At 42.2% G+C, this 11,433-nt stretch carries 8 protein-coding genes; 2 read left to right on the forward strand and 6 right to left on the reverse strand.

The genetic code is table 11. The features are described 5' to 3' along the window. Positions 1 to 28: 28 nt before the first annotated feature. Positions 29 to 5,659 (reverse strand): alpha-2-macroglobulin family protein, encoded by a 5,631-nt coding sequence (locus DXA54_RS08150; protein ID WP_120079189.1) that lies wholly within the window; start codon positions 5,657 to 5,659, stop codon positions 29 to 31. A gap of 99 nt (positions 5,660 to 5,758) precedes the next feature. Here DXA54_RS08150 and DXA54_RS08155 point away from each other — a divergent pair, with 99 nt between their 5' ends. Further along, positions 5,759 to 6,160, forward strand: coding sequence for an FKBP-type peptidyl-prolyl cis-trans isomerase (locus DXA54_RS08155; protein ID WP_009000886.1), 402 nt, complete (start codon positions 5,759 to 5,761; stop codon positions 6,158 to 6,160). Positions 6,161 to 6,184: 24 nt separating this feature from the next. On the opposite strand, the gene DXA54_RS08160 is transcribed toward DXA54_RS08155, so the two are convergent. From DXA54_RS08160 to DXA54_RS08180, 5 genes are all read right to left on the reverse strand, one after another. Beyond that, positions 6,185 to 6,571 carry a LytTR family transcriptional regulator DNA-binding domain-containing protein gene (locus DXA54_RS08160; RefSeq protein WP_120079191.1) on the reverse strand — a complete coding sequence of 129 codons (387 nt, stop codon included), beginning with the start codon at positions 6,569 to 6,571 and terminating at the stop codon, positions 6,185 to 6,187. Positions 6,572 to 6,736: 165 nt separating this feature from the next. Beyond that, complete coding sequence (locus tag DXA54_RS08165) at positions 6,737 to 7,849, reverse strand: AraC family transcriptional regulator (RefSeq protein ID WP_120079193.1); 1,113 nt, start codon at positions 7,847 to 7,849, stop codon at positions 6,737 to 6,739. 128 nt (positions 7,850 to 7,977) lie between these two features. Then, positions 7,978 to 8,331, reverse strand: coding sequence for a DUF1622 domain-containing protein (locus DXA54_RS08170; protein WP_004296944.1), 354 nt, complete (start codon positions 8,329 to 8,331; stop codon positions 7,978 to 7,980). A 341-nt stretch (positions 8,332 to 8,672) separates the two neighbouring features. Beyond that, a complete protein-coding gene (locus DXA54_RS08175) occupies positions 8,673 to 9,683 on the reverse strand; it encodes a GGGtGRT protein (protein ID WP_008648383.1) in 1,011 nt (336 codons plus the stop codon). Positions 9,684 to 9,702: 19 nt separating this feature from the next. Continuing rightward, positions 9,703 to 10,404, reverse strand: coding sequence for an iron-sulfur cluster assembly scaffold protein (locus DXA54_RS08180; RefSeq protein ID WP_004296942.1), 702 nt, complete (start codon positions 10,402 to 10,404; stop codon positions 9,703 to 9,705). Between the two features lie 238 nt (positions 10,405 to 10,642). Here DXA54_RS08180 and DXA54_RS08185 point away from each other — a divergent pair, with 238 nt between their 5' ends. Beyond that, positions 10,643 to 11,047, forward strand: coding sequence for an HsmA family protein (locus tag DXA54_RS08185; RefSeq protein ID WP_004296941.1), 405 nt, complete (start codon positions 10,643 to 10,645; stop codon positions 11,045 to 11,047). Positions 11,048 to 11,433 lie beyond the last annotated feature (386 nt).

Here is an 11,433-nt window from a genome sequence, read left to right on the forward strand (position 1 = left end):
GTAGAACCGTGTAATCCGTGCCTGAAATTTATCGACTGACAGTTGTTCTTCCCGCTTTGCTGCGTGCCTGTACGTTTACATCATACATTGCTTCACATTGAACGGCAGGAAGAATAAAGTTACCTGCATAAGTTGCTTGTAGTCTGACAGTGAACACTTTCGTTTCACCACGACGCAAATTGAAATAAGTTAATACCCTGTCATCGCGTATATCCAGATAATTATATTTGCTGACGGATTTACCGGAACCATCGGCTGCTACGTTTTCCGTTTCGGGGGCAACCATTCTTTCGTTGTATATTTCCCAACCGGACGGTATGATATGCGTCAGTGCCAGATTGGTGTAATCGGAAGTTCCGCTAATATTGGATATGGAAGTGATAGCCATAAAGTCAGTTCCCTGCATGATGTCATTGACAGAGATTGGTGTACCGTTCAGGTTGGCATATCTTATATCCATGCGAAGATTGTCGCTGATGGCCGGTAATGTATCGTTCAACAACTGTGTGCGTGTGATAAGGTCTACGCTAAGCGCTCCTTTTCCTTGATTCTTCACAGCAATCATACCGGATTTGGGAGTGGTGGCGATTTCCTTTTCAAACACAGCTTTAGCCGATTTCACGGCAGGTTGTTGTTTGTCGTTCCATGTCCATACGAAATCCAGTGTGCCTGATAGCTTTTCAGCCAGGCGTCCCATTGCCATAAGAGCAAAAGCGGTGGATTGTGTACTGAACCACTCCTCTTGTGACAGATTCTTTGAAACGACTTTTGCCTGCTGCAAAGCATCCCGTTCCCGGTTCATCAGGATCAGTGTTTCCAGAATCATAGCTTCATCACGGTCGGAGGAACCGTAAATCTGATTCATGGAAGAGTAGGGGCTTACTGTTGTTTCTGCATGATACACCAGTTCTTCAGCTGGTTTCATCTTTCCGGTCAGTGCATAGGTTGCTGCCAGTCTCCATTTAGCTTGAATGGATAATCCTGCCTGTTCTTTCATCCGGTTCATGGCCCCATATTCCGGTACTCCTGCCAATGCAAGCGTATATAAGCGGAAAGCCTGTTGCAATTCCGACTGCCATTGTTGCCAGCCGCTTGCCTCCTGCGGCATCCGCCAGTTTTGTGCGGCAGCACGTTGAAAACGCTTCCACTTGTTCAGTACATTCGAATGAACGGCGTATCCTTTTTCTTGTGCCAGTGTCAGGAACATTCCTGCATAAGAACTGATCCATTCGTCGGCAACAGCATTTCCCGGCCAATATACAAATCCGCCATTGGGGAGTTGACGACCATAAATCTGCCGGATAGCTTCCTGTACATTTGTCTTTATCTTTTCGGCTTCTATCTTATCTATTGTTTTGAATTGGCCGACAAACAGAAGAGGCAAAGCCTTGGAAGTCAACTGTTCCGTACAATGATGCTGATAGTTGTATAAGAAGTCGAACCGGCGGCTGATATCAACCGAAGGTATGCGTGATACTTCCAGCTTTATCTGGTTATTTGCAGAAGAACTGCTTAGATTGTATGAAAGTTCTTTGCTTTGTCCGGCTTCTACCCATTGACTGTTGCGCAGGGTTACTACCGGATTCGGGTTGCGTACTTCTATTTCAATGGTTTCTTTAGTTTGTTGTCCGCCACCATTGGCTGTCAGATGGATGGTAGCCTTTCCTGTTTTACTACCTGTTTTTAAGGTAAAGAACACGAGCTGGTCACTCGGTTGGCTAAATTTGAGCGACTGTTGATTGGCCCCTACAATCTGTACTCCTCCACCGGACGCCTGAAGTGATACGGTTACATTCTTCACTTGATTTTCCATCGCAAAGATATTTACCGGAACGGTGATTTCTTCCTGAATACTAAGCACACGGGGCAAGGTGGACAACATCATTAACGGAGTCCGTACGAAAGCCGTTTTTTCCGCATTGCCGTACGCTCCCTCTTGTCCGGCAACTACCATGGCACGTACCGAACCTACATACATCGGAAGTTTCAGCGTATGTGTCTGGCTCTTACCTTTTCCCAGATAGAAAGGACCTATAAACTTGACTACTGGTTTGAAGCGGTTTGCTTTTGCATCGGCAGGCTTCAATGTCGCGTCTCCACCTGTACTGAAAAGTGAACTGTAACTTCCGGCGGAAGCTCCCAATACATTATCATACATATCCCATGTCCGGATGCCGAGTGCTTCGCGTGAATAGAAATCATTCCATGGATCCGGGGTCTTGAAATTGGTAAGATCCAGCAAACCGTCGTCTACAATAGCTAATGTATAAGTCATCGGTTTTCCGGTTTTTTCGCTGACGGTCACATTGAAGTTGGTTTCCGGGCGTAACACTTCCGGCATCTGTATCTGCGGTTGCAACACCGTCTGACTGTTAGTCACGAATACCGGAACAACGCCGTACATACGGATAGGCAGGTCATTGACTGTTTGCGCGTGAGGCTGTAACAGACTGATATGCAGATATACATTCGGAGTCATCTCCGGTGTAATCTTGAATGTATATTTCGTATCTCCTCCGTTGGAAACCTCTATCCATTCTTGTCGTAATACGGTAGAACCGTTTTCTATGGATACCAGTGCACGTCCTCCCGCTGCTGCAGGAATGATTGCTGTGGCTGTTTCTCCTATTTCATAAGAATCTTTGTTCAGCGAGAAAGCAAGCATTTTGATACCGCTAGGATCAGTCTTGCTCGAACGTCCCCGCCATTCCGGCCAGTCAACATAAACTGTACCTCCGGTGGCATGTCCACTCTCTTTATCTTTCACGTAAACCAGGTAGCGTCCCCATGACGGATAATCGATACGGAATTTGAAAGATGCTTTTCCGCCTCTTGTCTGTAAATTGCCGCTGGCAACAGGAGTGATGGAACTATTGTTGATATACGTTCCGAAAGATTCACCGCTGTTTTCCCACCACCAACTCCAGCCGATGCGGTATATTTTGTATTCCAGATTAGAACTGTTCACTAACTGTCCCTGCGTGTTTACAGTTACAATATCGAATACATGATCTTTGTCAGTTTCAATATATTTGCCTTTTGGCTGGTTCAGATTGATACCGACATAAGAGGTGAATGGTGAGAATGGAATTGTTTGAGTGTAGATGCTGGCATCTCCTCCCGGTTCGAACACGCGGGTGGTGAAGGTGGCGTTCAGCATACCCGGTGCTTCCGTTGCGGTCGGAACTTTCAGCGTGACGCTTGCTTTTCCTTCTGCATCCAGTGTGCCATCAAATATATCGGTTTTGATAGTCGTGAAATCCGTAGCCGGATTGTTAAAGATATATTGTCCGTAATTCTTGAACTGTGTATTCACTTTCGATAAAGACATTTCTACTTTGGCTTTCAGTTTGGAGGCAGTTGCTCCTGTCAGCCAGGTTGAAGTGAGTGGGGCATAGAAATCCTTGTCCGTGGCTTGAAGAACCTTCGGCAATGCCAGATTTATTTTCAAGCGGTTGGGCTTTATGGTTTCGATACGCAGACCTTTGTGGAAGGTGGTTCCTCCCACCTTAATATACGCATTCCAAAGTCCGGTCGGGTCTGTTGTCTGTGTCGGAACGTCGAATGTATAGAATCCGTTCATTCCTTGTGTTGAAATCATTTTCGTGTAGAACTGTCCTCTCGGATTGTAAATCTCCAGTGCTACGGGGTGCTTGTCGGGGATTCTCTTTTCGCGGTCTTCCAATATAAAGGAAATGTGCAGCGTGTCTCCCGGGCGCCATACTCCTCTTTCGCCATATATAAATCCTTTCAGTCCCTTTTGAATATCTTTTCCTCCCACGTCGAATCTGCTGACGGACTGTTCTTCACCGTCCACAACGCGGACGTACGCTTTTTGCTTGTCCGATTCTGCCACGATAATGAAAGGCACACCGTTCGGAGTGATTTCAACGAATCCTTCTCCATTGGTTTCTCCTTTCCCTATGGGTTGTAACTGGAAATTATACGCTGTTACCTGTGCTTTCCCTATCGGTTTTGTATCCAAAATATTACTAACGGCAATCCACAGTTTATTCAGTGAGTTCCGTTTTACAATCATTCCCAGGTTGGAAGCAAAAACGTTGCAGGCAGCTGCCCGGTCTGAATCCATATAATAAGACGGATGGCAGGGGTTGTCGCGTTCCGTCCATCGGTACACACTCCAGTCCATTGTTCCGCCATTGTAATAATAGTAGGCTTCGGGGGTATTCCAGATTGCTTCATCTTCTTCGGACAAAACACTTCCACTTACTTTGGTCAGCCCGTCGGAGGTGCTGCTGTCGGCGAATTTCATATCCTGATTCTCGCCTCCTCCACAAGGATAAGCGGAGTATTCCTGACGAAATGAAAGTATGACACGATAGATGGCACCCGGTTCCTGGTGGATTAATCCGGCAAGGTCTATCGAGTAATCTCCCCAATGATGAATGTCTTTGGAAGCATCTTTGGCAAGCCATAATGTTTTCTTGTAAACCAGTCTTCCCGAACGGCGTAGCTCATTGGCCGAGGCCAATGAATTGGTTTGCATAAACATTAATACATTGTTCTCGAAAATGCGGATCACGCTCAAATCCACAGCGTATAGGTTGACAGCCCTGAAAGGAATAATCAGACTTTTCGAATCGGGCAGGATAGCGGCGGTAGTAGACATTTCCACTTGTGGCTTCAGACTTACTTCACTGAATGAGATCGTATGAGAAGTTCCCAACGCTTTACCTTGACTGTCTTTGACTCCTTCATGGATATTCAACGTCAGTTTGTTCTGTGTGTTTGCTTCGAAATAGATAAAAACTCTGTTCTCACTGATTTGGAAGATCGATGAGGAGATTTCCGGGATCTCAATCAGTCCTTTTAAATCTTGAGTAGTGGATAAGGGAGCGGAGAAAACAATCTCGATTCCATTTTCCGGTTGGTCGATGCGTTCGGCAGACATGAAACGGAAACAATCTTTCGCCGGTATCAGTACTTCTTCGCTTTGTTTACGGTCGATGCCGGCTGCGTTGCCGTTGGCTGTGATAGTCAAGGGGTAATCATCAGCTTCTCTGGGGATTTGTCTGATACTAAACAAATACCGGGTATGATTGTCGGTTGCGGTGACTTCCACCGGATAACTCTTTTTTCCGTCACTGGCAGTCAGCATCTTTTCTACCTCTTCCTTTTTCACTACGTCGCTGAAACGTATCTCTCCTTTAATATTTATTTCATTCGGTTGGGTAGCTGTAATCGGCAATGATTCCAGTTGCAGGGTGAAGTTACGTTCCTGTACACGGAATGAGAAGTTGAACTCTTTCAGCTTTTTGTCCACTTCGATGAAGTCTCCGAGTCGGAAAGTTCCTTCGTAAAGTGTTCCCGGTTTCAGCGCTCCTTCTTCGGGTACAAATTCAATGGTATTGTTGCTAACCCAATATGCTTTTCCTTTTAATGAAGGTGAGAAACTAAATGGGTTGTTTTTTAACTCATTGTTCATATCCACCATGGGTTGGTCGTGGGTCAGTTCTATACGTATGGTCGAATTTTGTGAGATGACTCCTCCCGTATACGCATTTACATACGGTGCATAATCGGCAGAAGGAATGATGTCTTTTTGAGTGCGTGTGCATGAATATAGGCCCACAGTCATCATGATAAGTAAGAATAGTCCGGTAGCACTGATGCTACGTGTAGTCTTTGTTTGTCCCATAGTGAGAAGTTTTTTATAGTTCAACAAACAAATATACAGTTTTTATGCTAAATCCTTTGTTATTCTGATTATTTTTGCAAGTTCTTAATCAATTTATTTATGGGGAAAAAGAAAGAATACAAAGAGGCCAATCGGCGATTTTTGAAAAAACTGTCTTTTCAGGAAGGTGTTTTCGCGTTGCCGTGTGGAATCTATTACAAAGTTTTGGAAACTGGCGAAAGTACGATTTCTCCGGGTGCGCGGAGTATTGTTACCGTGCATTACAAAGGAAGTCTGATTGATGGTCGGGTGTTTGATAATTCTTATGAGCGTACTTGTCCCGATGCCTTACGTCTTAGTGATGTAATAGAAGGGTGGCAGGTGGCACTTCAGAAAATGCATGTTGGTGATAAATGGATTATTTATATTCCTTATGCAATGGGATACGGTATCAAATCTTTTGATTCTATTCCTGCTTACTCGACATTGATCTTCGAAGTGGAACTGCTTGGCGTTGCATAGAACATAAAGATGATCTATATACAATCAGATACATGGATATTTTTCTTTTAGCTTTTTCATAAAAGACTTGCTTACTTGTAAAAGTTCCATCTCATTAAATGGAGGAAGCAATATGCAATTGTTGTCTTCAATCGAAACCAGATAGCTTATATTGATAATGTGTGACTGGCTAATCTGGATAAGATAGGGATGCAGACTCAATATATTTTGTGAGTTTGTATTTCTTTTGAGTGCCAGGGTATGATTATTATTTAATACAGCTTCCCATAGTTTACTCTTGGAGTTATACCGGAAATAGCCAATCTGTTCTAAATGGATTAGTTGCAAGTTTCCAGTAATGGTAGTATATAAAAAGATCTTTTCTTCTTGATGTTTTTCTGTGTTGGTGTGATTACAATTGTCAATATTCATATTCTATTTATCTTAGTATTCGATTAATCTGTTGATGATGCCAACGTCGTAGTTTTATTTTGCATCAAAAGTAACGGATTGCTTTTAGCTATAAAAATAAAAAATGTCTCATTCCTGAAATGAGACATTTTTTACTATTAAGAATTGTGCTTTTAAAAAAAGAAATTATTGTTCTACTCTTTGATTCTCAATGAATTTACTGGGTGATACACCATACTTTTCTGAAAAGTTACGATAGAAAGTTGCCCGGGAGGTGAAACCGCATGCAAACATCAGTTCTTTTACATTACTCTTTGGATTTTCGGCGGCTAACTGTCTGAAATATTCCAGTCGAAGATAATTAATGTATTCCCGGAAACCTGTAAAGCCCTGACTTTTGATTGCTGCTGAAATATCATGTTCCTGTTTATTCAGGGACTTGGCTAAAAGTTCTATATTATACCGTTGATCGGTATAGGGATGCTGTTCCTGAAGATAGGCTTCAATCGTTGAGAAGAGCGGGAGAGTAGGAGATGGCTTTCCAGCTTGTAGCATTATAGTGCTTTCCGTATTCTTTGCATTATGAATCATGTTTATATGGTTCGAGAACGGATTCTCATAACGTAAATATTGTATGGAGAATAAGACCGTAAAAATGATTGCCATAATGCCGAACAGATTGAAAACAAATTCATTGATATTTAGAGTGAACAAAATGTATATCCCTAAAAATATGAATAGAAAACCGATGAATAGATACATGTTATTATTTATCCTGCGGTAGGTCTTGTTATTCATCATCGGATAAATAAGAAGAACGAGCGGGGTAAAAACGGATAAAAGGAATATGCAAGCCCTAAGCTTGACATCTATTTGATGGATATTCGGAATAATTTCATCTATGGAGTGGATGGGGGTGATATTCCCATTGAAACCTAAATAACTGATTCCTACCGTTATCGTAATGATAGGTAATAACAGAAAAGTAAATATCCTGAAATGGTTCAGATAGCCCGGCGATAAAGAAGCGATAGGGAACAGGGCTACAATATTTGCTAAAGCATACCATTTGAGCATTTTCTCTATGTTGAGCAATTCTGTGAAGTTGTATTCCGGAGTGTCTGTGACAATTGTCACCCATCCGATATTTTCCCATGAAAACATAATGCCGATGCCGGTTGCTATAATTCCCCAATATAATTTCGGATAATTGTCTTTAGCACGTATAATAAGGATGATTCCTATAATTAACGCAATCAGATCAAGTGTAAGCTCAATAGATAGATGTGTAATTCCCATTTTTTTGACGTGTTTCTATTCCTTGCCAGTCAGTGTGTAAATGTTTCCCGTACAAAGGTAGGCAAAATAGAAATATCAGGCAATAAAAAAGATATGGCTTTGGAGAAACTTAGTTGTGCGGCGATATGCTATATTTCTTTCGCTGAATCATTTTCGGCCAATTCTTTGATCTCTTTATTCAAAAATACAGAAAGCACAGTTCTTACTACAACCACTCCACCCAGGATTGCCAATTCGTCCAATGTTGGATCAACCACAGTTTTTAGTATGTCGGAAGCAATTAGAAATTCCAATCCAAGCAAAAGGTAAGTGCCAAAATCCGCCCTCAACTGCCGTATATTGTTAACCGTATATGTTCCGTTGAATCGTTTTATTTCATTGCGTAAAAAGGCGATGAAGCAGACTAATACTCCGTAAGTGACAATTAGCAGACTAATAACACTGATAATAGTGGCAAGTGTATTTAAGAATGTGAGTAGCATTGTTGTATAATGTTTTAGTATCTGTTATGTAAACAGGTGAAGTCATACAAAAGTTCTCGAATTAGCTACATTATTTGCTCTTTCAGGTTTATATTTGTATATTCAAGTTAAAAGCTACCTATTTGTCCAGTTTAAATAGTGTCTGGAGGGTATTCAAAGTGGGTTGAAAGTGGATGTAAATCAAACACTGATTGGTACAAAGGAGAAAGAAAAGATGATATGGTTTATATGAAGTAATACATTTCTGAATAAATTTATCCATATCAAATTATTACAAATAAAAAGAACTCCTGTAATCGTTAAGATTACAGGAGTTCTTTATCTATATAAAGTAACCTGAATTACTTACCTAAAGCCTGAGCAACATCAACCGCACAAGCTACTGTACATCCTACCATCGGGTTGTTACCAATTCCTAGGAATCCCATCATTTCTACGTGAGCAGGAACTGATGAAGAACCAGCGAACTGTGCATCAGAGTGCATACGACCCATCGTATCCGTCATACCATAAGAAGCAGGACCGGCAGCCATGTTATCCGGGTGAAGAGTACGACCTGTACCGCCACCAGAAGCAACAGAGAAATAAGGTTTGCCAGCAAGAACACGTTCTTTCTTGTAAGTACCTGCAACTGGATGTTGGAAACGAGTCGGGTTAGTAGAGTTACCTGTGATAGATACGTCTACACCTTCTTTCCACATGATAGCTACACCTTCGCGAACGTCGTCAGCACCATAACATTTTACTTTTGCACGAGGACCGTCAGAGTAAGCGATTTCGCGAACAACTTTCAGTTCACCTGTGAAATAATCGAATTGAGTCTGAACGTATGTAAAGCCGTTGATACGAGAGATGATCTGAGCAGCGTCTTTTCCAAGACCGTTCAGGATGCAACGCAACGGTTCTTTACGTACTTTGTCTGCTTTTGCAGCGATTTTGATAGCACCTTCAGCAGCAGCGAAAGATTCGTGACCTGCCAGGAAAGCGAAACATTTAGTTTCTTCGCGCAGCAACATAGCAGCCAGGTTACCATGACCGATACCAACCTTACGGTCGTCAGCTACAGAACCCGGGATACAGAATGCTTGCAAACCGATACCGATAGCTTCAGCAGCTTCAGCAGCGTTTGTGCAGTTCTTCTTAAGAGCGATAGCAGTACCTACTACATAAGCCCATTTTGCATTTTCAAAGCAGATAGGCTGAGTTTCTTCACACGTTTTATAAGGATCAAGTCCGGCAGCTTCGCAGATAGCGTTAGCTTCTTCGATGTCTTTGATGCCGTTAGCGTTCAAGGCTGCAATGATACCTTTGATACGACGGTCTTGGCTTTCGAATTTTACTTCTCTAATCATAGTTTCTTTCCTCCTTATATTATTCGTGACGTGGATCAATAGATTTAACTGCTCCCTGTTCTGCTGTTACGCGTCCATAAGTACCTGTAACTTTCTTCAAAGCTTCGTTAGCATCAGTACCTTTCTTGATTTCGTCCATGAACTTACCCATGTGTACGAATTCGTATCCGCAGATTTCGTCGTTCTTGTCCAAGAAGATTTGCTTGATATAACCTTCTGCCATTTCAAGGTAACGAGGACCTTTAGCCAAAGTACCATAAAGAGTACCTACCTGGCTACGCAGACCTTTACCTAAGTCTTCCAAACCTGCACCGATAATCAAACCACCTTCAGAGAAAGCCGATTGAGTACGTCCGTATACGATTTGCAAGAAAAGTTCGCGCATTGCAGTATTGATAGCGTCGCAAACAAGGTCAGTGTTTAATGCTTCAAGAACTGTTTTACCCGGAAGGATTTCAGAAGCCATAGCAGCTGAGTGAGTCATACCAGAGCAACCGATTGTCTCGATCAAGGCTTCCTGGATGATACCTTCTTTAACGTTCAGTGTCAGTTTACAAGCACCTTGTTGAGGAGCGCACCAACCGATACCGTGTGTCAAACCAGAAATATCAACGATTTCTTTAGATTTTACCCATTTGCCTTCTTCGGGTATGGGAGCCGGTCCATGGTTAGGACCCTTCTTTACAACACACATGTGTTCCACTTCGTGTGAATAAGTCATAATTAGCTCTTTTTTTAAGTGATATAATTAAAAATACGTAGTCACGATTCTCTAAATCGCCCACAAAGGTAGTCGATTTATTTGTTTCTGCAAATCGCCTTTTATTACTTTTTTGTGAAAAGTGACAAATCTGTTTACGTTTTTTTGTCGTTTGTAAAGTCGGGATTGCATTTGTGAAAGATTGAGACCGGGAGAACTATCTATTCTTTGCTTTGTTGTTATTAGAAAAAGAAAATTTATGGAACTGAATCAAGTAGATATACATTATTTAATAGCGGCAATTTGCGTTATTTCATCTGCACTTATTTTTTATACGATAGGTGTTTGGGGAGAACGTCTTCAAAGGAAATTAAAGTTTTGGCATCTCATTTTCTTTCTTCTCGGGTTGTTGGCTGATACGGTGGGTACAAGCCTGATGGAGCATATTGCCGAACTGACTCATCTGCATGACGAAATGCATACGGTGACAGGGGCAATTGCTATTCTTCTGATGTTTGTACATGCGTTATGGGCGATATGGACCTATGTGAAGGGAACGCCTATAGAAAAGAGACATTTTAATCGTTTCAGCATTGTAGTTTGGTGCATTTGGCTTATACCTTATTTAATAGGGGTTTATTTGGGGATGCGATTACACGTATAGGATTAGGCAGCAGATAAATAGGGGGAGAGGGATTATTCCGCTAAAAGCTTACGTTATTTAGTTCAAAAGGATACAAAAATGAGGGTGTTCGGAGAGGGGTGTACAAAGCGCTGAAACGCCCACCAGTAAAGGGGGAAAAGCCAATGAAAACCAGTAGAGTAGAGAAGAGAAGAGTAAAGAAGAGTAAGTAAAAGTATTATTTCTGTTATAAACAACAGCAATAATACTGGGCAGAGAAGATGGCTTTGGATGCTGCCGTTGTCGGTTCGGATCACTTCGTCGGTACCGTTTCTGTTCCCGTGTCCCTCATGAACTGTTCGTCCGGCAGATGACCGACTTTTGTCTGGTAGGTTGTTGATGCTCGCCCGGTAGGTAACGGACATTCA

It is taken from the genome of Bacteroides sp. OF03-11BH (genome assembly GCF_003604005.1).
Classification (GTDB): domain Bacteria; phylum Bacteroidota; class Bacteroidia; order Bacteroidales; family Bacteroidaceae; genus Bacteroides; species Bacteroides ovatus.

Coding starts and splice junctions, on each gene's coding strand:
- DXA54_RS08185 (WP_004296941.1), top strand. CDS start 10,643: ATGGAACTGAATCAAGTAGATATACATTATTTAATAGCGGCAATTTGC.
- DXA54_RS08180 (WP_004296942.1), bottom strand. CDS start 10,404: ATGACTTATTCACACGAAGTGGAACACATGTGTGTTGTAAAGAAGGGT.
- DXA54_RS08170 (WP_004296944.1), bottom strand. CDS start 8,331: ATGCTACTCACATTCTTAAATACACTTGCCACTATTATCAGTGTTATT.
- DXA54_RS08165 (WP_120079193.1), bottom strand. CDS start 7,849: ATGGGAATTACACATCTATCTATTGAGCTTACACTTGATCTGATTGCG.
- DXA54_RS08155 (WP_009000886.1), top strand. CDS start 5,759: ATGGGGAAAAAGAAAGAATACAAAGAGGCCAATCGGCGATTTTTGAAA.
- DXA54_RS08150 (WP_120079189.1), bottom strand. CDS start 5,659: ATGGGACAAACAAAGACTACACGTAGCATCAGTGCTACCGGACTATTC.
- DXA54_RS08175 (WP_008648383.1), bottom strand. CDS start 9,683: ATGATTAGAGAAGTAAAATTCGAAAGCCAAGACCGTCGTATCAAAGGT.
- DXA54_RS08160 (WP_120079191.1), bottom strand. CDS start 6,571: ATGAATATTGACAATTGTAATCACACCAACACAGAAAAACATCAAGAA.